This window comes from Rheinheimera sp. KL1, assembly GCF_001275035.1.
GTDB classification, from domain to species: domain Bacteria; phylum Pseudomonadota; class Gammaproteobacteria; order Enterobacterales; family Alteromonadaceae; genus Pararheinheimera; species Pararheinheimera tangshanensis.
In genome coordinates, this window is the sequence record NZ_LAMX01000029.1 from 77,833 (window position 1) to 98,816 (window position 20,984).

The 20,984-nt window shown below is 46.2% G+C and carries 20 protein-coding genes and 1 pseudogene; 15 read left to right on the forward strand and 6 right to left on the reverse strand.

The features are described from left to right. A pseudogene (murA, locus tag WH43_RS17300) lies at positions 1 to 1,262 on the forward strand (UDP-N-acetylglucosamine 1-carboxyvinyltransferase). A gap of 62 nt (positions 1,263 to 1,324) precedes the next feature. Here murA and WH43_RS17305 read toward each other — a convergent pair. The 3 genes from WH43_RS17305 to WH43_RS17315 form a co-directional block, all read right to left on the reverse strand. Beyond that, positions 1,325 to 2,311: a trypsin-like peptidase domain-containing protein gene (locus WH43_RS17305; RefSeq protein ID WP_229670211.1), complete on the reverse strand. Its 987-nt coding sequence runs from the start codon at positions 2,309 to 2,311 to the stop codon at positions 1,325 to 1,327. Between the two features lie 183 nt (positions 2,312 to 2,494). Beyond that, the gene (locus WH43_RS17310; protein ID WP_053425823.1) at positions 2,495 to 3,856 is read right to left on the reverse strand and encodes a Do family serine endopeptidase; all 1,362 of its coding nucleotides are present in this window, start codon (positions 3,854 to 3,856) and stop codon (positions 2,495 to 2,497) included. An 80-nt stretch (positions 3,857 to 3,936) separates the two neighbouring features. Beyond that, positions 3,937 to 4,389, reverse strand: coding sequence for a Z-ring associated ZapG family protein (locus WH43_RS17315; protein WP_053425824.1), 453 nt, complete (start codon positions 4,387 to 4,389; stop codon positions 3,937 to 3,939). 124 nt (positions 4,390 to 4,513) lie between these two features. Here WH43_RS17315 and zapE point away from each other — a divergent pair, with 124 nt between their 5' ends. From zapE to WH43_RS17355, 8 genes are all read left to right on the forward strand, one after another. Next, complete coding sequence (gene zapE, locus WH43_RS17320) at positions 4,514 to 5,608, forward strand: cell division protein ZapE (RefSeq protein ID WP_053425825.1); 1,095 nt, start codon at positions 4,514 to 4,516, stop codon at positions 5,606 to 5,608. A 176-nt stretch (positions 5,609 to 5,784) separates the two neighbouring features. Then, on the forward strand, positions 5,785 to 6,213 hold the full coding sequence (gene rplM / locus WH43_RS17325) for a 50S ribosomal protein L13 (RefSeq protein ID WP_046519663.1): 429 nt from the start codon (positions 5,785 to 5,787) through the stop codon (positions 6,211 to 6,213). 12 nt (positions 6,214 to 6,225) lie between these two features. After that, a complete protein-coding gene (gene rpsI, locus WH43_RS17330) occupies positions 6,226 to 6,618 on the forward strand; it encodes a 30S ribosomal protein S9 (RefSeq protein WP_008899943.1) in 393 nt (130 codons plus the stop codon). 405 nt (positions 6,619 to 7,023) lie between these two features. Further along, positions 7,024 to 7,614, forward strand: coding sequence for a ubiquinol-cytochrome c reductase iron-sulfur subunit (gene petA / locus WH43_RS17335; protein ID WP_053425826.1), 591 nt, complete (start codon positions 7,024 to 7,026; stop codon positions 7,612 to 7,614). After that, positions 7,614 to 8,888, forward strand: coding sequence for a cytochrome b (locus tag WH43_RS17340; RefSeq protein WP_053425827.1), 1,275 nt, complete (start codon positions 7,614 to 7,616; stop codon positions 8,886 to 8,888). The genes petA and WH43_RS17340 overlap by 1 nt, the downstream gene beginning before the upstream one ends. Then, the gene (locus WH43_RS17345) at positions 8,888 to 9,628 is read left to right on the forward strand and encodes a cytochrome c1 (RefSeq protein WP_082335850.1); all 741 of its coding nucleotides are present in this window, start codon (positions 8,888 to 8,890) and stop codon (positions 9,626 to 9,628) included. Before WH43_RS17340 ends, WH43_RS17345 begins: the two co-directional genes overlap by 1 nt. A 71-nt stretch (positions 9,629 to 9,699) precedes the next feature. Further along, positions 9,700 to 10,338 carry a stringent starvation protein SspA gene (gene sspA, locus WH43_RS17350; RefSeq protein ID WP_053425828.1) on the forward strand — a complete coding sequence of 213 codons (639 nt, stop codon included), beginning with the start codon at positions 9,700 to 9,702 and terminating at the stop codon, positions 10,336 to 10,338. A 5-nt stretch (positions 10,339 to 10,343) separates the two neighbouring features. After that, the gene (locus WH43_RS17355; protein ID WP_053425854.1) at positions 10,344 to 10,790 is read left to right on the forward strand and encodes a ClpXP protease specificity-enhancing factor; all 447 of its coding nucleotides are present in this window, start codon (positions 10,344 to 10,346) and stop codon (positions 10,788 to 10,790) included. Positions 10,791 to 10,829: 39 nt separating this feature from the next. On the opposite strand, the gene ilvY is transcribed toward WH43_RS17355, so the two are convergent. Further along, positions 10,830 to 11,714 carry an HTH-type transcriptional activator IlvY gene (gene ilvY, locus WH43_RS17360; RefSeq protein WP_053425829.1) on the reverse strand — a complete coding sequence of 295 codons (885 nt, stop codon included), beginning with the start codon at positions 11,712 to 11,714 and terminating at the stop codon, positions 10,830 to 10,832. A 180-nt stretch (positions 11,715 to 11,894) separates the two neighbouring features. Between ilvY and ilvC the strand changes: the two genes are divergently transcribed. Both ilvC and WH43_RS17370 read left to right on the forward strand, forming a co-directional pair. Continuing rightward, a complete protein-coding gene (ilvC, locus tag WH43_RS17365; RefSeq protein WP_053425830.1) occupies positions 11,895 to 13,370 on the forward strand; it encodes a ketol-acid reductoisomerase in 1,476 nt (491 codons plus the stop codon). 271 nt (positions 13,371 to 13,641) lie between these two features. Further along, entirely contained in the window at positions 13,642 to 14,067 is a 426-nt protein-coding gene (locus tag WH43_RS17370) for a methylglyoxal synthase (RefSeq protein ID WP_053425831.1), read from the forward strand. A gap of 16 nt (positions 14,068 to 14,083) precedes the next feature. On the opposite strand, the gene WH43_RS17375 is transcribed toward WH43_RS17370, so the two are convergent. Continuing rightward, the gene (locus WH43_RS17375; RefSeq protein WP_053425832.1) at positions 14,084 to 15,091 is read right to left on the reverse strand and encodes a zinc-binding alcohol dehydrogenase family protein; all 1,008 of its coding nucleotides are present in this window, start codon (positions 15,089 to 15,091) and stop codon (positions 14,084 to 14,086) included. A 96-nt stretch (positions 15,092 to 15,187) separates the two neighbouring features. Between WH43_RS17375 and WH43_RS17380 the strand changes: the two genes are divergently transcribed. Both WH43_RS17380 and WH43_RS17385 read left to right on the forward strand, forming a co-directional pair. Continuing rightward, positions 15,188 to 16,093, forward strand: coding sequence for a LysR family transcriptional regulator (locus WH43_RS17380; protein ID WP_286049989.1), 906 nt, complete (start codon positions 15,188 to 15,190; stop codon positions 16,091 to 16,093). A gap of 52 nt (positions 16,094 to 16,145) precedes the next feature. Then, positions 16,146 to 16,733 (forward strand): GNAT family N-acetyltransferase, encoded by a 588-nt coding sequence (locus WH43_RS17385; RefSeq protein WP_053425833.1) that lies wholly within the window; start codon positions 16,146 to 16,148, stop codon positions 16,731 to 16,733. A 56-nt stretch (positions 16,734 to 16,789) separates the two neighbouring features. Here WH43_RS17385 and WH43_RS17390 read toward each other — a convergent pair whose 3' ends face one another. Continuing rightward, positions 16,790 to 17,530 carry a DedA family protein gene (locus WH43_RS17390; RefSeq protein ID WP_053425834.1) on the reverse strand — a complete coding sequence of 247 codons (741 nt, stop codon included), beginning with the start codon at positions 17,528 to 17,530 and terminating at the stop codon, positions 16,790 to 16,792. A 244-nt stretch (positions 17,531 to 17,774) separates the two neighbouring features. Here WH43_RS17390 and WH43_RS17395 point away from each other — a divergent pair, with 244 nt between their 5' ends. Both WH43_RS17395 and WH43_RS17400 read left to right on the forward strand, forming a co-directional pair. Beyond that, on the forward strand, positions 17,775 to 19,841 hold the full coding sequence (locus WH43_RS17395) for a TonB-dependent siderophore receptor (RefSeq protein WP_286049990.1): 2,067 nt from the start codon (positions 17,775 to 17,777) through the stop codon (positions 19,839 to 19,841). Continuing rightward, on the forward strand, positions 19,831 to 20,982 hold the full coding sequence (locus WH43_RS17400) for an acetyltransferase domain-containing protein (RefSeq protein WP_053425836.1): 1,152 nt from the start codon (positions 19,831 to 19,833) through the stop codon (positions 20,980 to 20,982). The genes WH43_RS17395 and WH43_RS17400 overlap by 11 nt, the downstream gene beginning before the upstream one ends. Positions 20,983 to 20,984: the final 2 nt, after the last annotated feature.

A 20,984-nucleotide genomic window follows, 5' to 3' on the forward strand; every position in this document is an offset into this window, starting at 1 on the left:
ATGCAACAATTTCTGGTTTCAGGCGGCGCCACTTTAAAAGGTGACGTTGTTATTTCCGGCGCTAAAAACGCCGCACTTCCTATTTTATTTGCCACTATTCTGGCAGAGCAGCCTTCGGTGCTTAGCAATGTTCCTGTATTAAAAGACATTGATACCACCTTTAAATTGTTGCGTATTTTTGGTGCTGACGTTAGCCGTGATGACCATCAGGTGACAGTGGATGCAACTGCTATTCATAGTCAAATGGCACCTTACGAGCTGGTGAAAACCATGCGCGCCTCTATTTTGGCCTTAGGGCCTTTGTTAGCCCGTTTCGGTCATGCCGAAGTGTCCTTACCTGGCGGCTGTGCCATTGGGGCACGTCCGGTGAATCTTCATATCGATGGTCTGCGCAAAATGGGTGCCGAGATCACAGTGGAAGCTGGCTATATCAAAGCCAAAGCGACCCGCTTAAAGGGGGCTCATATTTTCATGGATATAGTCAGTGTCACAGGCACTGAAAACCTGATGATGGCTGCGGTGCTGGCTGACGGTTTAACTATCATTGAAAACGCTGCACGTGAGCCTGAAGTGGTGGACCTAGCCAAGTATCTGATTGCTATGGGTGCGGATATTCAGGGCGCAGGCACTGATACCATCCGTATTACCGGTAAAGAAAAGCTGCACGGCGCACGTCACACTGTATTACCTGATCGGATTGAAACCGGTACTTTTTTAGTTGCAGCTGCTGTAACAGGCGGTGATGTCACCTGCTTAAATGCATCGCCAGCTGAACTTGAAGTCGTGCTGGAGAAACTACGGGAGCTGGCGCTGACGTGACTACCGGACCGGATTGGATCCGTCTGAACATGACAGGCCGAACCTTAAAATCAGTCAATGTAAAAACAGTACCTCACCCAGGTTTCCCTACCGACATGCAAGCACAGTTTACTGTGTTGAATGTGGTGGCTGAAGGTGTAGGTATGGTGACTGAAACCATTTTTGAAAACCGCTTTATGCATGTGCCTGAGTTACAACGTATGGGCGCAGATATTCAGCTGGAAGGCAATACAGCGCTGATTAAGCATACAGATAAGCTGATGGGCGCTCAGGTGATGGCAACCGATTTAAGAGCTTCCGCCAGCTTAGTGATTGCAGGTTTAGTAGCTGAGGGAGAGACAGTGGTTGATCGTATTTACCATATCGACCGTGGTTACGAGCAAATCGAGTACAAGCTAAAAGGTTTGGGCGCTAATATTCAGCGCATCAATGCTCCAGCCTGATCTGTTGCTTTAAACAAAAAAGCCAGTGCTAGTCACTGGCTTTTTTGTGTCCGCTTGAATGCTTAGTTCAGTTCTCTGATCACCACTGGCACAGTCAAAGCTTTCCCACCGCGTTCGATGGACATTTGCAAAGTCGTATCAGGTGGTGTTTCGGCTATTAAATCCAGCGCATGATGCACGCTGGTCAGTGTTTCACCATTGATTTTCTGCAACACGTCGCCGACCTGTAAACCTGCTATAGCTGCAGGGCTTAAAGGTTCGATGGCGCTGATTTTCACACCAAATAAGGTTTGCGCTGTGGATATCATCAGATCGCCGGCAGGGTTGACCACGGGATCACCACTGACGCCTAAATAACCACGGATCACCCGACCATGCTGGATCAGTTTCTGCAATACATTGCTGGCTAAACGATAGGGTACTGCAAAAAATATCCCTTGAATGTCCTGATTACGCTGCCGCTGAAAAGCCGCAGTATTGATTCCAACTAAAACACCATTGCTGTTAATTAAAGCGCCACCAGAATTACCGGCATTAATGGCTGCATCCATTTGCATAAAGTCAGCATAACCATTGGCAGGGCTTAACCCGGCGCGGCCTGTTGCGCTGATCACGCCTTGAGTAATAGCCTGGCCTAAGTTAAATGGGTTACCTATCGCGAGCACTACATCACCCACCTGAGGCTCTAAACTGGCATCTTGCGGTATCACAGGCAAGTTATCTGCTTCAACATAGAGTACGGCTAAGTCCGTCAATTGATCCTGACCAATCAGCACGGCATCAAAGACTCTACCGTCCTGCAATGCTACAGAAATTTGATCAGCACCATAGACCACATGGTAGTTTGTGAGTACATAACCCTGAGCATTCATAATGACACCAGAGCCCAGTTCCTGGCGCTCTATAGTACGGCTTTGGTAAGAACGTGGGTCTTGAGTGGTGCTTTTGGTATAGACATTGACCACTGCAGGTGCTGCAGCACGTACTGCTTTAGAATAGGAAACAGGCGCAGGCAGCTGCTCTTTTTGCTGCCAAAAATTCAGCTTCAATCCTTGTTCCTGGTTGAAAAAGACCAGCCACAGCATAGCGATTGCCAGACCGTAAGCGACACTTTTTAATAGACTTATCAGAAGTTTGGGCACAGGAAGAAATTAAGAAACTGAAAGATTTTGCAAGCATAACACTAAAATAACGGGAGCAGTAGCAAGCCACAGGCTTGCTACTGCAAAAAGTTAACGTATTAGTACATAAAGGATACGTTCACCGCGTTGTACCTGCAGCGCTATCACGCCAGAGCTTTTACTCAGTATCTCACGTAGCTCTTTAGTGGTTGTCACACGGCTGCGGCTAACACCGACAATGACGTCACCTTTCTCCAGCCCTAAAGCAGCAGCTGGTGATCGCGCAGCGACTTCATCTATGACAATACCTTTTTCACCATCCGGGGTTTTACCATCACTTAAGGTGACACCTTCCAGCATAGGGTGTAGTGTTTTAGCTTCTGCTGTAGTTGCTTCAGCCGCTTCCAGTGTCACTTTTACTGTCATGGCTTTATCTTCGCGCAAGATACCCAAGCTAATTTCTTTACCTACGCCTAAAGTGGCGATCTTAGCTCTGATTTCGGTAAAAGAATCAATCTGCTTACCGTTCAGATGAGTAATAATGTCACCACTTTTCAAACCCGCTTTATCGGCCGCCGAACCAGGTATAACTTCCTGCACCCAGCCTCCTTTATTGGCTTTCACTTTCATGGCTTTAGCTATTTCAGCGTTTAAGTCGCCACCCCTTACACCTAAAGCACCGCGACGCACTTCGCCATATTCAATAAATTGAGCCACCAGGTTTTTCATCATATTGGCTGGAATAGCGAAACCAATGCCGATGTTGCCGCCATTCGGTCCCAGGATCGCTGTGTTAATACCGATGAGTTCGCCTTTGAGATTGACTAAAGCGCCACCTGAGTTGCCACTATTGATGGCGGCATCCGTTTGGATAAAGTCTTCATAACCTTCAATACCCAAGCCACCGCGGCCCAGGGCACTGACAATACCTGAAGTGACGGTTTGGCCTAAACCAAAAGGATTACCTATGGCCACAGTGAAATCACCCACTTTTAAGGCATCCGAGTCGGCCAAAGCGACTTGAGTCAGATCTTCAGCTTCGATTTGTAGTAGTGCGATATCGCTTTCAGGATCTTCACCAATCTTTTTGGCTTTAAAGCTGCGACCGTCTTTTAAGGTCACCTGAATTTCAGAGGCTTCGTTGATCACATGGTGGTTGGTGACTACATAGCCTTTTTTGGCATCAATGATGACACCTGAACCCAAACCACGGAAAGGTTGTTCCTGACGTAGCTCACCACCACGACCGAGGAATTGCTCTAAAGCACCAGGCAAGCGCTGACGTACTTCGCGGCTACCTGCCACTGAGATGTTTACAACAGCTGGAGTTACATTCTCCAACATAGGAGCCAGACTAGGCATTTCCTGATCGCCTGCGCCAAAAAAAGGCAACTTGGCTTGAGCTGGCGCAGGCTGCGCCAGCAGTAAAGCGGCAAAAATACTGATACTGACTAAAGATAACTGCGACTTCATAGTAGGTAATGCTCCTTCGTACAAGTGACTTCACTAAGGTACAGATGACGTCACTAAGAATGCTTTACCAGTCGAAAAGTTCAGTTGCCCGATGAGTTTTGCTCAGTTTTATTTTTCATTAAACCACTGGCGGTATTGGAATAATCCAGCGGTTGATAGGATGGTTCATCCTTTACTTTGCGACGCTCATCCAGTTTGTGGATCGACTGGCGTATTTGTGCCGTAGTGTCAGCTGAGAAATAATTCAGCTCACTGCGGTTATCAAAAGTTGGTCTTTCGATCAACTGCATCTTGGTCTGCGCCATGTGGCGGGCAATTTTTTCGTAGTTTTCGTGGAGCTGACTCATCAGTTGATGGGTCGTTTCCACATGTTCTGTCACATCGCTACGATATTGTTGCAGCTGTTGTTTGGTTTCGTTTAGCTCCACCTGAAGTTTGCTTTGATTAAATTGACGCAAACAGTACAAGCGGGTTGCCACTATGCCAACCACTAAGCCAGCTATTAACCAGGCCAAGGCAAAAGTAACAGTCATAACAACTCCTGAAAAATTAGTTAGTTCAACAATAGTTTAACCTATCTTCTTATCCAGAGTGGTAAGGCATGTTACTATTACGACCATTATTTAGGGTTAATTGGCTTATTTTTCAATATCCGGCATGACTACACCACTGCAAAAATATCAACAAGACCTCAAACGTGATGATTTTCTGTTTGATGCGGCCCAGCAAAATGCGGTGCAACATCTGGAACGTCTGTATCAGCAATTTGTGCAGGATAAACCTGTTAAGCAAGGTTTCTTCGATAAATTGCTGGGAAAAAGGCCCAAAACAGAGCCATTGAAAGGACTTTATTTCTGGGGCGGGGTAGGCCGGGGGAAAACTTATCTGGTGGACACCTTTTATGAGTGCCTGCCGACAACTCGCAAGCTACGTATCCACTTTCATCGCTTTATGCATAAGGTGCATCAGGAGCTGAAATCTTTGCCTGGCGTTTCGGACCCGTTAAAAATAGTGGCTGATCGCTTTAAAGCTGAAACCGATATTTTGTGTTTTGATGAGTTTTTTGTCTCAGATATCACCGATGCGATGATTTTAGGCACCCTGATGCAAGAACTGTTTGCCCGCGGTATTACACTGGTGGCAACCTCGAACATCGAGCCGGATGGTTTGTATCGCAATGGTCTGCAACGTGCGCGCTTTCTGCCCGCAATAGCACTGATCAAGCAATACACTGAAACTGTCAATGTCGACAGTGGTATCGATTACCGGCTTCGTACTTTGACTCAGGCTGAAATTTATCATTCGCCGCTGGATGAAAAAGCCGACAGCAATCTGGCTGAATACTTCCTGGCACTATCGGTTGAACCGCGTCAGGATAAGGCCCAGATTGAAATTGCCGGCCGGACTTTAACCAGTCGCAAAGAGGCCGATGGCATTATCTGGTTTGATTTCCCAGAACTTTGCGAGACAGCTCGCAGCCAATACGACTACATGGAATTGAGTAAGTGTTATCACACTGTATTGTTGTCCAATGTGACGCAGATGGGACAGACCCGTGATGATGTCGCCAGACGTTTTATCGCCCTGGTTGATGAGTTCTATGAACGTCACGTTAAACTGATTATTTCAGCCGCAGTGCCTATGGAACAACTTTACACAGAAGGCATTTTATCCTTTGAATTTAAGCGCTGTTTAAGTCGTTTGCAGGAAATGCAATCGCATGATTATCTGGCGAAACAACATTTACCTTAATTTTTTCGTTAAATGGCTGTTTTTTATCATTGGTTACTATATAATCCGCGGCCGGCCCACGTTACAGCCTGAAACTGCCGTAGCCTGGCAGTTTATGTACTCGAAGGGGTGCGATAAGCGACACAATGAAGATTGTGTTAGGTGTAACAGTGTTATTTTTTTTGGGTAGTTTTTAGATGAAAACTTTTACTGCTAAGCCAGAAAGCGTGCAACGTGACTGGTTCGTTGTTGATGCAACAGGTAAGACACTTGGTCGTATCGCAACTGAGATCGCTCTTCGTTTACGCGGAAAGCACAAGCCAGAGTACACTCCACACGTTGACACCGGTGATTACATCATCGTTGTAAACGCTGACAAAGTGACAGTCACTGGTAACAAAGCAAAAAACAAAATGTACTACTCTCACAGTGGTTTCCCAGGTGGTATCAAAGAAATTAACTTTGAAAAACTGCTTGTGAAGAAGCCGGAGATGGTATTGGAAGCAGCCGTAAAAGGTATGTTGCCTAAAGGTCCTCTGGGCCGCGCTATGTTCCGTAAGTTAAAAGTATATGCAGGCGCCGAGCATCAACATGCTGCTCAGCAACCGCAAGTTTTAGATATCTAATCGGAGCAGAACATGGCAACTAATCAATATTACGGTACTGGTCGTCGTAAGACCTCTACAGCTCGTGTATTCATCAAAGCAGGTTCAGGTAACATCGTTATCAACCAACGCTCTATCACTGAATACTTCGGTCGTGAAACTGCTCGTATGGTTGTGATGCAACCATTAGAGTTAGTGGAAATGGTAGGCAAGTTTGACTTATACGTCACTGTTAAAGGTGGTGGTATTTCTGGTCAGGCTGGCGCAATCCGCCACGGTATCACCCGCGCTCTGATGGAGTTCGACGAGTCTCTGCGCCCTGCATTACGTAAAGCTGGTTTCGTCACTCGTGACGCCCGTAAAGTTGAACGTAAGAAAGTGGGTCTGCATAAAGCTCGTAAGCGTCCACAGTACTCAAAACGTTAATTCGTTTTTTGTTGCAAAGAACCCGGTCTTGTACCGGGTTTTTTATTATCTGCTTTTCACTACCTGCTTCGCCTCAGAGCTGCATCACTATTGATTCAGAATTATCTTGCTTAAGACGGATTCCAATAGCGGTGAATTTTCTTTGCATGAAATCTGCTACTGTTGAGCTTGATCATGGCAGAAAGGTCTTTTTCAGGTTAAAACATGGTGATGCAAAGTTTTACTGACTATTCTGGTTTTGTATTTCGTCGAAAAACTGATGCCAGAACAAAGAGAATTCGGCTAAATCCTTGTGTAAAGCAGGGCTTTTCATTATGATCCGCCGTATTTTTCAACTTATAATAATCGCTGTAATTCAGCCGCTTAAAATATCAACATTTAAGCGTTTAACGTGGAGATGAGTGGATGAGCAATGCGCCTGTAGATCATGGTCGCCGTCGCTTTCTGACCATAGCAACTTCTGTAGTTGGTGGGGTTGGTGCGATTGGAGCTGCTGTTCCCTTTATTGCTTCCTGGAATCCGAGTGAAAAAGCTAAACAAGCTGGTGCTGCAGTCACCGCTGACATTAGTAAACTCGAAGACGGGCAGTTAATACGGGTTGAGTGGCGCGGTAAGCCAGTATGGATCGTGAAACGGACACCAGCTATGCTGGAAAGTCTGACCAAATCAGTAGATAAACTTCGTGACCCTGCCTCAGAAGAACCGCAACAACCTGATTACGCTAAAAACGATCATCGTTCGAAAAAGCCTGAAATTTTTGTCGCTGTGGGGATCTGTACTCACCTGGGCTGTTCACCAACTTACCTGATGAAAGATTTCGATGCTCAGGTTGAAGGCATTCCTTCTGGTTTCTTCTGTCCATGCCATGGTTCTACCTACGATATGGCTGGTCGCGTGTTCTCTGGCGTTCCAGCGCCTAAAAACCTGATGATCCCACCTTATATGTTTGTCGATGACACCACCATTTTGATTGGTGAAGATGAGGGGACAGCTTAATGTTTAAAAACTTTATGAGCTGGATTGAGTACCGCATGCCATTTATGGAGAAGATGAATCTCCATGTGATGCAGTACCCAGCGCCAAAAAACTTTAACTTCTGGTACTTCTTTGGCTCTTTAGCCATGTTAGTACTAGTGAACCAAATCTTGACCGGTATTTGGTTAACCATGAACTTTGTTCCTACAGCTGAGGGCGCTTTTGCTTCTGTTGAATACATCATGCGTGATGTCGACTACGGCTGGTTGCTGCGTTATATGCACTCCACCGGTGCTTCTGCCTTCTTTGTTGTGGTCTACCTGCATATGCTGCGTGGCATGATGTATGGTTCTTACCAGAAACCACGGGAACTGCTGTGGATCTTCGGTATGCTGATTTTCTTAGTCTTAATGGCTGAAGCTTTTATGGGTTATTTGTTACCATGGGGCCAGATGTCGTTCTGGGGCGCTCAGGTTATTATCTCTATCTTCGGTGTTATTCCGGTGATTGGTGATGATTTAACCTTGTGGATCCGTGGTGACTACGTTATTTCAGGCGCTACTTTAAACCGTTTCTTCGCATTACACGTTATTGCTCTGCCATTGGTGTTAGTGGTTCTGGTGTTCCTGCACATCATCGCTCTGCATGAAGTGGGTTCAAACAACCCGGACGGTATTGATGTAAAACGTGAAAATACCGGTGAGAAAATTGAAGACAATGTGTCTGACAAATTTACTTTCCATCAGTATTTTACTAAAGGCGGTAAGAAGATTATCGTTGATGCTATTCCTTTCCATCCTTACTACACGGTGAAGGATATAGTAGGTGTGGTCGGTTTCCTGTTTATTTTCTGCTGGGTTATTTTCTTTGCGCCAGAAGGTGGTGGTTTCTTCCTCGAGCCGCCAAACTTTGAACCGGCAAACCCGATGAAGACCCCTGATCATATAGCGCCGGTTTGGTACTTCACACCTTTCTACGCCATTTTACGTGCTGTACCTGATCAGCTGTTTGGTGCAATTTTTATGTTCCTGGCTATTATCTTCCTGGCTTTATTGCCATGGTTAGATCGTTGCCCGGTTCGTTCAGTTCGTTACCGTAGCAATCTGCACAAAGCTAACTTGACTATGTTCTGTATCAGCTTTGTGGTCTTGGGTGTGTTGGGTGTGTTACCTGCGACTCCAACTTATACCTTGTTAGCGCAGATTTTCTCGTTTACTTATTTTGCTTACTTTGGTCTGTTATGGTTCTACAGTAAAAACGAGAAAACCAAGCCGTTGCCAGTGAGGTTATCCTGATGATTAAAAAGTTATTTACTGTACTTGCGCTGGTAGCATCCAGCGCAGCTATGGCAGCTGGTGGTCATACTGTGCATTTAGATAAAGCACCTATTGATCTGACGGACAAAGAGTCACTGCAACGTGGTGCTCGTATGTTCCAGAACTACTGCTTAGGATGCCACCAGATGCAGTACCAGCGCTATTCCCGTACTTTCCGTGATTTAGGGATCCCTGATGACGTAGGTATGGCAACTTTAGGTTTTACTGCGAATAAAGTGGGTGACCATATTAAAAACGCAGCTCCTAAAGCGGACCTGGCGAACTGGTTTGGTGCTGCGCCACCAGATTTGACTAACGTAGCCCGTGTGCGTGGTCCAGACTGGATTTACACTTACTTGCGCACCTTCTATGCGGACCCAAGCCGTCCATTCGGTGTGAACAATGAAGTATTCCCTCTGGTCGGTATGCCACACGTGTTACAGGAGCTGCAAGGTATTCCTTACAAAGCTACTGAAACACGTTTGGTCGATGGTGTGCCAACAGAAGTGGATGTAGGTATTAAGACCGATGGTTCAGGTGAACTGAGTACGGAAGAATACGACCGTGCAGTAGCTGACCTGGTGAACTATCTGGAATACGTCGGCGAGCCTTCCAAACTGGAATCGCGTAGCTTAGGTATTAAAGTTCTGATTTTCTTAGGTATCTTCTTTATCTTCGCTTTCCTGTTGAAGAAAGAGTACTGGAGAGATGTCCACTAAGGACTGTAGTGTTAGCCTTTAAAGGGGGCCGCGAGGCCCCTTTGTATTTATATTTATAACCGGAGGATCCTATGGCGATTTCTGCCAACAGACGTGCTGTGATGACCTTGTTTTCAACAGCAAATGACATGTACTGTCATCAGGTCAGAATGGTACTGGCGGAGAAAGGCGTCACGGTAGATATTATTCAGGTCAGCACAGAGAGCCTGCCTGAAGATGTCTATGAGGTTAATCCTTATGGTTCTTTGCCCACTTTGATGGACAGAGATTTGGCTTTATTTAAAGCCGATATTATTAATGAATATCTGGACGAGCGCTTTCCACACCCACCGTTAATGCCGGTGTACCCGGTAGCCCGAGCGAATGCCCGTTTAATGATGCATCGCATTGAAAAAGACTGGTATGGTTTAGCCGAAAAAATTCTGCAGGATGGTCCGGACGCTGCAATAGCCCGTCGTGATTTACGCGAAGGCTTATTGGCTATGGCGCCATTGTTTCAGGAACATCCGTATTTTATGAGCGACGAGTATAGCCTGATTGATTGTTATCTGGCTGCTTTACTCTGGCGCTTGCCGATGTTTGGTATTGAACTGACAGGCACAGGTAGCAAGTTGCTGCAAACTTATATGACCCGTATTTTTGAACGTGACGGTTTTCAGCAGTCGTTAACTGAAGCTGAGCGGGAAATTCGTCGGGGGCGTGGTTACTGATGGAGATGACGTCGAACAAACCTTATTTAATCCGGGCTTTTTATGAATGGATAGTGGATAACAACTTAACCCCTTATCTGGTCGTGAACACCAGTGTTAAGGGTTGTAAGGTACCGACTCAACATATCCAGAATGGACAGATCGTGTTGAATATTCTGCCGTCAGCTGTAGGCAACATGCTAATGGGTAATGAGGTGATTACCTTTAACGCCCGATTTGGTGGCAAACCTTTTGCGCTGACAGTACCCATCAAAGCTGTATTGGCTATTTATGCCCGCGAAAATGGGGCTGGTACTATGTTTGATGCAGAAGAAGACACAGAGGATGATATTCATCATCTGGAAGCTGTGTCTGACGAAGACATGCGTCACGACGGCGATACGCCGCCGGATGACGAGCCTACTGATCCAAACAAAGGCAAAAAAGTTTCACACCTGCGCGTCGTGAAATAACTCGCAGAGCGAAACTGGCTTTATAGATACGCATCTGAGTTAGATCAGCTCAGATGCAACCTGCCAAAATGCTCTTAATAATGGCTCATGCAACCGCTTTGATAAAGTACATAAACCTAGATCAAAAGGCGCAAATTCATCGCCTTGCGTTAAATACCTCACTCTGTCTCGTGCCGGGCTTTGCTGTGCCACTACAGCGGGCACCAAGGCCACCCCAGTACCCAATGCTACCATGCTGACCATAGCTTCATGACCTTCTACTTTAGCGACCACCTTGGGTTCACTAATACGGGCTTTACGCCATAACTCGAAGCGACTACGTACAGGACCATGCTCAGGCAGAATAAAAGGTACTGAATCCCATGGAATAGGGCTTTGGCTAAGCAAATCATTGGTTTTGCAGGGGATCACAGGCGCTATCAATTGCAGCGGCACTTTGGCAATACTGCGAAAGGCCATATTCAGTGGGAAATGTTCAGGGTACACAGCAAGCGCTATATCGGCTTCGTCTTGTTTTACTTTCTCCAAGGCTGCTGAGGCATCTCCTGTAATCAGCTTAATTTCGGCCAAAGGGCAGACTAAACGGAATTTATCCAATATAGCGGGCAGATGACTAAAGCTGGCGGTGACAGTGCAAAACAAGCGGATTTCGCCGCTTAGCGATGCGCTGGTTTCACTCAAAGCTATTTGCAACTGGTGCCACTGCTCTAAGTAACTCTTCACGAAGGCCTGTACCTTTTGGCCTGCCAAGGTTAGCCGTACTGATCTATTATCCCGCTGAAACAACTCAACACTAAGCTCTTCTTCCATGCGCTGGATCACCCGGCTTAAGGTCGAAGGGCTGACATACATTTGTTCGCTGGTGCGGGCAAAGTTCAGGCTGCTGGCCAGGTGTAAAAAAAGCTGGGCGTTGCGAATATCCATAAGTGTCTCCGCACTGAGCGTTTGTGTTGCATAAAGTGAAATACTGTATTGTGAATATATCACTTCACGCAATCATTGCACTGTTTTATTCTCAAAGGCATCAAAACAGTGCATGACTTCTCTGCCCTGTTACGCTGCGCACAATGGTTAGCCAGCTAAAAGAATTTGTTGGGATTTGTTATGAGTAACTACTTCAATACATTGAATTTGCGTCAGCAGTTAAAACAGTTAGGTAAATGCCGTTTTATGGCCAAAGAAGAGTTCGCGAAAGGCTCTGACTTATTGAAAGGCTGGAAAGTGGTGATTGTTGGTTGTGGTGCTCAGGGCTTAAACCAGGGCCTGAATATGCGCGACTCAGGTCTGGATATTTCTTATGCCTTGCGTGCTGAAGCTATCGCCGCCAAACGTAAGTCGTTCCAGAACGCTTCTGACAATGGATTTAAAGTAGGCACGTACGAAGAGTTAATTCCAACTGCAGATTTAGTATTAAACCTGACGCCAGATAAGCAGCATACCAGTGTTGTTAAAGCCGTGATGCCATTGATGAAACAAGGTGCCACTTTGGCGTATTCGCACGGTTTCAATATTGTGGAAGAAGGCACACAAATTCGTAAAGACATCACTGTAGTGATGGTGGCGCCTAAGTGCCCAGGTACTGAAGTACGTGAAGAATACAAACGTGGTTTTGGTGTGCCAACGCTGATTGCAGTGCACCCTGAAAACGACCCTAAAGGTCTAGGTTTAGAAATTGCCAAAGCGTACGCTTCAGCAACAGGTGGTGATCGTGCCGGGGTACTGGAGTCGTCTTTTGTCGCCGAAGTGAAATCTGACTTAATGGGCGAACAAACCATTTTATGTGGCATGTTGCAAACCGGCTCTATTCTGGCGTACGACAAGTTAGTGGCTGAAGGTGTGGAGCCTGGTTATGCCGCCAAGTTAATCCAGTTTGGCTGGGAGACTGTAACTGAAGCTTTAAAACACGGCGGCATCACTCACATGATGGACCGTTTGTCGAACCCGGCCAAAATCAAAGCTTATGATTTAGCTGAAGAATTAAAGGTTACCTTACGTCCGCTGTTTGAAAAACATATGGACGATATCATCAGCGGTGAATTCTCCCGCACCATGATGGCCGATTGGGCCAATGATGATAAGCAGTTGTTTGGCTGGCGCGAAGAAACTCGTCAATCTGGTTTTGAGAATGCGCCGGTATCCAGCGAACAAATTCCAGAGCAGGATTATTTCGACCGCGGCATTTTGTTTGTCGCTATGGTAAAAGCCGGTGTTGAGCTGGCGTTCGAAACCATGGTTGCTGCAGGTATTGTCGAAGAATCAGCTTATTACGAGTCATTGCATGAAACACCGTTGATCGCCAATACCATAGCGCGTAAACGTTTGTACGAAATGAACGTGGTGATTTCAGACACTGCTGAATACGGTAACTACCTGTTCAGTAACGCTGCAGTGCCGCTGTTACGTGATTTCGTTAACAAGCTGAGCACTGAGTATGTGGGCAAGGGTTTAAGCTCTGCAGCCAATGGTGTAGACAATATCCGCCTGATTGCTGTCAACGAAGCAATCCGCCAGCATCCTGTTGAGCTGGTTGGCAAAAAGTTAAGGGGCTATATGACCGCGATGAAAAAAATCGTCGGTTGATAGCAGAGACTTTCCAGTCTCACCCCAAGTACCGAGTTTTTACGTGGACCTTGGTTGTTTGCCCGGCTTTTGCCGGGCTTTTTTTATTTGTCTTCGTACTTGCAGCCGCAGCGTTGTTGCCTACGCTCACTCGCCCAAGTCACATAGTGGACTATGCTCCTTGGGACTCGATGGCTTGTCGCCTGATTGCAATAGTAAATACTTTGGCAAAGTATGCTGAACTCTATGAAAAACTCGGTGTATGCTTGCAGCAATCTTAAGGAGTAGAACAATGAAAACTATAGCTTTAGTAGCGCATGATGGAAAAAAGGCTGAGTTGCTGGCCTGGGTAAAACAACACGCTGATTTTTTTCAGGATAAGCAATTGGTAGCGACAGGCACCACAGGTCGTTTACTGAATGAAGCGTTAAACAAAGAAGTATTGTGTCTGGCCAGCGGTCCTTTGGGCGGCGACCAGCAAATTGGAGCTTTAATTGCTGAGCAGAAAATTGATTGGCTGGTGTTCTTTTGGGATCCGCTGTCGTCTCAGCCTCATGATCCTGATGTTAAGGCGCTGATCCGTTTAGCTGTGGTATGGAATATCCCTGTGGCTTGTAATAAAGCCACAGCGGATTTTATTGTTACATCAGCCTTAGTCGGACAGGACTATCACCGCACTGTGCCGGACTTCTCAGCTCACAATAACAGATTGCCCTGAACTCCTGCCCTGTGCATTAAAAACCGGTTAAGACCAATTTTCCAATAGCTTGTTGGCTTTCAATCAACTGGTGAGCCTTACGCAGATTTTCGGCGTTAATAGTGCCAAAGTCTGCGTTTAAGGTTGTTTTAAGCTGACCAGCATCCACCATATCCGCCACCTGTTGTAATAACTGCTGTTGAGCACTCATATCTTCGGTTTGGTACAAAGATCGGGTAAACATCAGCTCCCAATGCAAGGACAGGCTCTTGCGTTTCAGTTGGCGCACATCAATAGGTTCAGGGTCGTCTATCAGCGCCAGTTTGCCTTGTGGTTTAATTAGTTCGATGATGTCGTTAAAGTGATGGTCGGTATGAGTCAGGCTAATGACATAATCTACTTCAGGTAAGCCCAGAGTTTTCAGTTGTGCTGCCATTGGCTTTTTATGATCCAGCACTAAATCTGCACCTAAGGTTTTTACCCATTCACTAGTCTCAGGTCTTGAGGCTGTCCCAATCACTTTTAACTGGGTTTTTTGTCGCGCCAGTTGTAATAGCACCGAACCTACGCCGCCCGCGGCGCCAATCACCAGCAGAGATTTACCTTTGCTGTTGTGCTCATTCAGTTCCAGACGGTCGAATAACAATTCCCAAGCTGTGATAGCGGTTAAAGGCAAAGCTGCTGCTTGGCTGAAACTTAAACTTTTTGGTTTATGGCTGGCTATTCGCTGATCCACCAGCTGAAACTCGCTATTTGAGCCCGGCTTATCTATGGCACCTGCATACCAGACTTCATCGCCTGCCTTAAAACCAGTGACTGCGCTGCCTACTGCGGTCACAACACCTGCCGCATCCCAGCCTAATACTCTTTGCTGGCCCTGAGTGTCGGCATTGCGGCGTATTTTGGTATCGACCGGATTGACGGATACAGCTTTCACAGCAACCAGCAGATCATGTTCGCCCGGCGTTGGCGTGGGCAGCTCTGTGTCGTACAAAGATTGTGGATCTGTGGCTGGTAAATTTTGACTATAAACTATGGCTTTCATCTGAATACTCCATTGGATCAATAGAGCTAGTCTATAGGTGCTGACTATTTAGAAAAATATGCTAAATTTGGATTCAGTTTCAAAATTTATTTGATAATGATGCTAAGAAGTGACGACTTACAACTTTTTGTATTAACTGCTGATTTAGGTTCTATTTCTGCTGCTGCGCGTGAGCTGGATCTTTCGCCTGCGCTGGCCAGTGTGGCGTTAAAACGACTGGAGCAGCAACTGAATACTCAACTGATTTTGCGTTCTACCCGCAGTTTAAGGCTCACCGCAGCTGGTATGGCCTATCTGGATTATGCCCGTCAGGCTATTCAACTGCTGGGGCAGGGCCAGCAAGTATTACAACAGGGCAAAGAGCAGCTATCCGGCGAACTGACCTTATCTATGCCGTCCGATTTTGGTCGTAATAGCATGGCTTTGTGGCTGGCGGAGTTTCAGCAGCAGCACCCTAAATTGCAGCTGAAAATCCGGGTCAGTGACCGCTTAGCTGATTTAGGCCGTCAGCCTGTGGATTTAGCCTTACGTTATGGCGAACCTAAAGATTCACAGCTGATTGCTCTACCTTTAGTACCAGATAATCATAGGGTGCTTTGTGCTTCCCCTGATTATATTCGCCGCTGTGGTGCGCCAGAGCGACCAGATGACATCAGCTCGCATCAGGTGTTACAGCTGGTGTTGGGAGAAGCTGTGCATAGCAAATGGCAGTTCTGGTTAGATGGACAATTACAACAAGTACAAGTGCGTGGTGCTTTAGTAGCAGACGATGGCGATGTTGTCAGGCGCTGGGCTGTGGCAGGTTTAGGTATTGCCTATAAATCACGTTTGGATATTCTGTCTGACTTAGGCTCCGGCGCTTTGCTGAAGTTGTTGCCTGACTATAAAACTGAGCAAGCCCCTTTGTATTTATTGGCGGTGCAAAGGTTGTCTTCATCGCCTGTGCTAAAAGCCTTATCTGAGTTCCTGTTACAAAAGCTGCGGCAGCATTGGCATGGGTAGAGAGTGGCAAGGTTAAAAACTGGCAAGGTTAAAAAATAAAGGATTAGAAAAGATGACATGGTTAAAGAATGAGGTTTTAGAAGGCGAATTTGTCCGGTTGGAACCTATGGCGTTGTCGCATATAGCAGATTTGCAGCAAGCCGTTGCTGATGGTGAAAGCTGGAAACTCTGGTATGCCATGGTGCCTACAGTGGAAGAAATGCCAGCTTATGTGCAAGAGGCTTTAGCCAGCAAAGCGCAAGGAGCTGTACCTTATGTGGTGCGTTGCAAAATGACAGGAAAAGTCGTTGGCACCAGTCGTTACTATATGGTGGATGAAGCCAGCAGAAGAGCCTTGATTGGTTATACCTGGTATGCAGAATCTGTGCGGCGCACAGCGATAAATACTGAAGCTAAATTTTTGTTATTAAGTAATTTATTTGAGAGACATCAGGCTATAGCTGCAGAGTTTCGCACTCACTTTTTTAATCACAGCTCGCGCAAAGCCATAGAACGTTTGGGCGCTAAAATGGACGGTATCTTGCGCCAGCATATGATTTTAAAAGACGGCTCAGTACGAGACACTGTGGTCTATTCCATTATCGCCTGCGAATGGCCGACGGTCAGACGGCATTTATTATCTAAATTAGGCCGGGACTAAAGCGTCAAATGTAGGATGCAATCGCCACGAAGTGGCATTGCGTCATTCATATCTGATCAAAACATTAATCCGGATAACTCTTTTAAGTACAAAGGCGTAGCCGGATGCTGGCTTAATTCAAAAAACAAAAAAGCGGTCAGGAAGATACTAACTAAAGAACCCCAAAACCAGTGGTGTTTAGGTTTGTCCTGCTCTTTGTGTTGTAAGTACTTTTTTAGCAAGTAGCTGCTTAATATAGCCAATACCACTGAGCCGGCCAGCAAGCTGTAAAACAAGGTCAGGTTGGTGCCTTTGAGCTGCCAGGCTACACCAGCCAAAATACCAGGCAGGAAATAAGCGATGGGCCACAATACACAAGCCAGAGTGGCCGCTGGGAAATAACGTGATGGTGCTAACTGCAACATACCGGCGAGCAGAGGTAATAGCGGCCGGCTTGGACCAATAAAACGTCCTGCCACTATCGCCAGCCAGACATTGTTTTCTAAAGCACCACTGATTTTATCTAACTCTTTTTGCTGGCGTGATAACCAGTTCCAGCTTTCCAGTTGAGGCCTGAATTTGCGACCAGCCAGATAAGACAAAGAGTCACCTACTAAACCTGCTGCTGCGGCGACCATGCAGGCAGTCCAGAAGCCCATTTGTTCTGCACCAATCAGCACACCAAAACTAAACATTAGCGCAGTGCCTGGCACCAACAAACCCAACACAGCCACAGATTCAGCAAAAGTCAGTAAAAATAAAATCAGCAGGGCATAAGCCTGATATTCAGTCAGCAACTGCTGTAACCATTGTTCCATCTATCACTCACATCGATTGAGAAAAGCTTTTATACAGGCAGTATCGGGGCAGAGGCTGGCTTATTCAAGCTGCTTTGCCGTCAGAACCACAAAGAGATCCGATAAATCTGTTGGCTTACAGATATGTTATATTGTATCATTTTAATCCTGACTTTATCGATTCAGCCCAATCTTTTGTAGTGACCGGACTAAAAACATCATGCCAAGCCACCATCTAAGTCTAAATTTTAAACTGTCTTTTCTTATGCTTTCTCTTGGCTTTATCGCCGCTGTTCCTGTTGCTCTGGCCGAGACAGCAGAGGATATTGAGCGTATCGAAGTGCTATATCGCCAGGCTTACCGTGGCGATATTCCGGCCCAGTCTTTACCTCAGTCTATTAGCGTCATCGACAAAAGTGTATTGCAAGATAATGCCTTAACGCGTTTTCAGGATGCTTTGGATTTTTCTGCCAGCATTTCACGGCAGAATAACGGTGGTGGTTTATGGGATAGTTTTTCGCTGCGTGGTTTTCCTGGCAATGAAAATATGCCATCCGGTTATTTAATCAATGGTTTTAACGGCGGCCGTGGTTTCAGTGGTCATCGCGACTTATCCAATGTGGAATATGTCGAAATTTTAAAAGGCCCGGGCTCAGCACTTTATGGCCGTTCAGAGCCTGGTGGCACTATCAATGTGGTCACCCGTAAACCACAAAAACAGCAGGAAGGTTACCTGCAAGTCTCTACTGGCCGTTTTGATCAGCACAGAGTAGAAGCCGATTACACTAACGGTATCAGTGACAATGTAGCGGTACGTATTAATGGCGCAGTGCAGGATTACGGTAGCTTCCGCGACTATGTCAGCAGCGAAAAACAAGTATTTACCCCTTCGGTACGTATTGATCTGGATGATAAATCCGCCTTGTTATACGAGTTTGAATACCTGAAACAAGAGCAGTTATTTGACCGCGGCATAGTAGTGTTAAATGGCGATTTTAATACTGTGCCACGCTCACGTTATTTAGGTGAACCTGGCGATGGCCCTACCGAAATTGAAGCCACTGGTCATCAGTTATCTTATGAAACCAGCCTAAGCGACGACTGGTCTTTTTTAGCAGGTTTAGGTTATCGCGACTCCTCTTTAAATGGTTTTTCGTCTGATGCGGAGTTAGCGGCCGCTCGCCAGTCCTTGTTTGACGATGGCAAAACCTTAACCCGTCAGCGCCGTTACCGTGATTATCAGGCTGAAGATACCTCAGTACGTTTTGAATTAAGTGGTCATTTAAATACTGCCGGTATTGTGCATCATCTTCTGATAGGCGCTGATGGCTACGATTATGATTTGTATACCTTGTTGTCACGGTTTCGTGGTCCAAAAGGTACTTACGCTTTAGATATTTTTAACCCAGTGTATGGCGGAACAGCAACTTCTCCAGCGCCTTTGTATGAGAATCTGGAAAGCCAAAAAGCCTGGGGTGTCTATCTGCAGGATCAGATGGATCTGACACAGCATTGGAAGTTATTGCTGGGCCTACGTTTTGACGATTATCAGCAGGATATTCAGGAGCTGTTAAAAGCCACCCGTTCGGACAAAAGCGGCACTCAAGTCAGCCCTCGTATTGGTTTGGTGTATGAAGTAAACCCAGAATTAAGCTTCTACAGCAGCTATTCCGAAGGTTTCCTTCCTTTAAGCGGTACTGATTATGCCGGTAACCCTTTTGATCCAGAGTTAAGTGACTCTTATGAGATTGGTGCGAAATTCACTACTTCGGGTGTCACAGGCACTGTGGCATTTTTTGATGCGAAAAAATCCAATATCCTGACTTCAGATCCGGTCAATGTGGGGTTCTCTGCCACTTTAGGTGAAGCCACCAGCCGTGGTATTGAGCTTGACTTACAAGGACAGCTGACAGAACAGCTTTCAGCTCAATTGTCTTATGCCTTCCTGGATACTCAAACCGCCAACGATATGATCAACATCGACTGGGGGGTCAATGTGCCGGCTGGTAGTCGTCTGGTGAATATTCCTAAACACAATGCCAGCCTGATGCTGACTCAGTTGTTACCACTGGGTTCAGTCGAAAGCCGATTAGGGCTGCGTGTTAATCATGTCGCCAAACGACTCGGCGATTCAGTCGATAGTAGTTATATGTTGCCATCCCATACTTTATTTGGCCTGTCCTGGGCTGCTGATTTAGATCAGAACTGGAAAGCTCAGCTAAATGTCGATAACTTGTTCGATAAGTTCTATATCCATAACTCCTATTCAGCGCTCTGGACAGTGCCGGGTGAGCCACGCTCGTATAAAGTGAGTCTGACCTATGCATTCTGATCAAGCCTTTATCCGTAGCCGCATTCAAAGCATCGATATGATGCGCGGGCTGGTGATGCTGATTATGTTGCTGGACCATGTGCGGGAGCGGTTTTTTTATCATATGCAGGTGTTGGATCCTATGGATCTGGATGAAACGTCCGCCAGCTTGTTTTTTAGCCGTTTTGCCGCGCATTTATGTGCACCGGTATTTGTGTTTTTAACAGGTTTGTCGGCCTGGTTGTATGCCAATCCAGCGAATGGCCCGGCACGTTCGGCCCGTGGCTTCCTATTGAAAAGAGGTCTGTTTTTAATAGCGCTGGAAGTCACCATCATCAATTTTTCATGGATGGGTTCTTATCACACTATCTGGTTACAGGTGATTTGGGCTATAGGTTTGAGTATGGTGGTGTTGGCTCTGGTCAGTCAGTGGCCAAAAGCTGTGTTGGCTTTGCTGGGTTTTAGTATTGTCTTTGGCCACAACTTACTGACACCTGTCAGCTTTCAACCGGATGAGTGGGGCTACAGTTTATGGACTATTTTGCATGACCGTAATTTTTTAGTCAGTGAAGGGGCTGTGAAAATTAAAGCCAGTTACCCGGTTTTACCCTGGATAGGGGTAATTATTTTGGGTTATCTGGCAGGGCCTTTATACAGTAAAACTATGTCTGCAGAGCACAGAGGCCGTTTGTTGTTGCAATTGGGTGCAGGCTGTCTGCTGCTGTTTATTGTGCTGCGTGGTTTTAATATCTATGGTGAAACACTCGATTGGCAGCTGTATCCGGATCTGCTGACCAGCCTGATGTCGATCCTGAATCTGACCAAGTATCCACCTTCATTAAATTACTTGTTGGTGACCTTAGGTCTGATGTTTTTACTGTTGTTTACGCTGGAGAAACAACAAGGCAACTGGACTCAGGTGCTGGTGAACTTTGGTTCGGCACCGATGTTTTTCTACATACTGCATTTGTATGTCTTGCTGGTGCTGTATCGGATTGTGTTGGCGGTGTACGGCCCAAATCAGGGAGTAGGCTTTGGCATGGAACATATGGGGTGGATCTGGCTGACTAGCGTGCTATTAGCGGCAGCTTTATATTACCCAACTAAGCAATTCTCTTTGTATAAAAAACGCAGCCAGCAGGCCTGGATACGTTATTTGTAGTC

What these genes read in the sequence shown, in the direction of transcription:
- WH43_RS17310 (WP_053425823.1), bottom strand. Translation starts at nt 3,856, where the DNA reads ATGAAGTCGCAGTTATCTTTAGTCAGTATCAGTATTTTTGCCGCTTTA.
- WH43_RS17315 (WP_053425824.1), bottom strand. Translation starts at nt 4,389, where the DNA reads ATGACTGTTACTTTTGCCTTGGCCTGGTTAATAGCTGGCTTAGTGGTT.
- zapE (WP_053425825.1), top strand. Translation starts at nt 4,514, where the DNA reads ATGACTACACCACTGCAAAAATATCAACAAGACCTCAAACGTGATGAT.
- rplM (WP_046519663.1), top strand. Translation starts at nt 5,785, where the DNA reads ATGAAAACTTTTACTGCTAAGCCAGAAAGCGTGCAACGTGACTGGTTC.
- rpsI (WP_008899943.1), top strand. Translation starts at nt 6,226, where the DNA reads ATGGCAACTAATCAATATTACGGTACTGGTCGTCGTAAGACCTCTACA.
- petA (WP_053425826.1), top strand. Translation starts at nt 7,024, where the DNA reads ATGAGCAATGCGCCTGTAGATCATGGTCGCCGTCGCTTTCTGACCATA.
- WH43_RS17340 (WP_053425827.1), top strand. Translation starts at nt 7,614, where the DNA reads ATGTTTAAAAACTTTATGAGCTGGATTGAGTACCGCATGCCATTTATG.
- WH43_RS17345 (WP_082335850.1), top strand. Translation starts at nt 8,888, where the DNA reads ATGATTAAAAAGTTATTTACTGTACTTGCGCTGGTAGCATCCAGCGCA.
- sspA (WP_053425828.1), top strand. Translation starts at nt 9,700, where the DNA reads ATGGCGATTTCTGCCAACAGACGTGCTGTGATGACCTTGTTTTCAACA.
- WH43_RS17355 (WP_053425854.1), top strand. Translation starts at nt 10,344, where the DNA reads ATGACGTCGAACAAACCTTATTTAATCCGGGCTTTTTATGAATGGATA.
- ilvY (WP_053425829.1), bottom strand. Translation starts at nt 11,714, where the DNA reads ATGGATATTCGCAACGCCCAGCTTTTTTTACACCTGGCCAGCAGCCTG.
- ilvC (WP_053425830.1), top strand. Translation starts at nt 11,895, where the DNA reads ATGAGTAACTACTTCAATACATTGAATTTGCGTCAGCAGTTAAAACAG.
- WH43_RS17370 (WP_053425831.1), top strand. Translation starts at nt 13,642, where the DNA reads ATGAAAACTATAGCTTTAGTAGCGCATGATGGAAAAAAGGCTGAGTTG.
- WH43_RS17375 (WP_053425832.1), bottom strand. Translation starts at nt 15,091, where the DNA reads ATGAAAGCCATAGTTTATAGTCAAAATTTACCAGCCACAGATCCACAA.
- WH43_RS17380 (WP_286049989.1), top strand. Translation starts at nt 15,188, where the DNA reads ATGATGCTAAGAAGTGACGACTTACAACTTTTTGTATTAACTGCTGAT.
- WH43_RS17385 (WP_053425833.1), top strand. Translation starts at nt 16,146, where the DNA reads ATGACATGGTTAAAGAATGAGGTTTTAGAAGGCGAATTTGTCCGGTTG.
- WH43_RS17390 (WP_053425834.1), bottom strand. Translation starts at nt 17,530, where the DNA reads ATGGAACAATGGTTACAGCAGTTGCTGACTGAATATCAGGCTTATGCC.
- WH43_RS17395 (WP_286049990.1), top strand. Translation starts at nt 17,775, where the DNA reads ATGCTTTCTCTTGGCTTTATCGCCGCTGTTCCTGTTGCTCTGGCCGAG.
- WH43_RS17400 (WP_053425836.1), top strand. Translation starts at nt 19,831, where the DNA reads ATGCATTCTGATCAAGCCTTTATCCGTAGCCGCATTCAAAGCATCGAT.